We start from the raw sequence: 496 nt of genomic DNA on the forward strand, positions 1-496 counted from the left end.
GCTGAGGCATGCGGATGCGAAACCGCACATCGGGAGGGATTGCGGCCGTACTGATCGCTGTTCACCTTCACGTCGCCGTAGAGCAGCTCCTGCGCATCGAAGTGAAGGGCAGCATGGCGAATTTTGTGCAGCATTAACCAGGCGGTCTTGTAAGTGACGTCAATCACTTGACTGAGCCGCATTGCGGAGATGCCATCCGGGAGCAGGAACAGATCCAGAGCCATGAACCACTTGAGCAAGGGCAGCCGGGTTCCTTCAAAAATCGTGCCCACCAAAGCCGATGTCTGATGCTTGCACCGTCCGCACTCGAACAATGGAACACGCCGGGAGTTCAGACGACTGCACCCGGTATGGTCACAGCGAGGGCAAACGAAACCGTCTGGCCACTTCATCGCGATCAACGCCTCCATGCAGGCTTCCTCGCTGTGGTAACGGCTGTGGAATGGTTGAAGCACTGTCTCCTCACGAAACTCCATATCTGCTCATCCTCCCGAAC

1 protein-coding gene is annotated in these 496 nt (G+C 56.9%); it reads right to left on the minus strand.

The features are described 5' to 3' along the window. On the minus strand, window positions 1–476 hold a 476-nt coding region (locus CHH75_RS24470; protein WP_141235886.1), incomplete at its 3' end, for a transposase. Window positions 477–496: the final 20 nt, after the last annotated feature.

Source organism: Paenibacillus sp. 7541, from assembly GCF_002276395.1.
Lineage (GTDB): Bacteria > Bacillota > Bacilli > Paenibacillales > Paenibacillaceae > Paenibacillus_AQ > Paenibacillus_AQ campinasensis.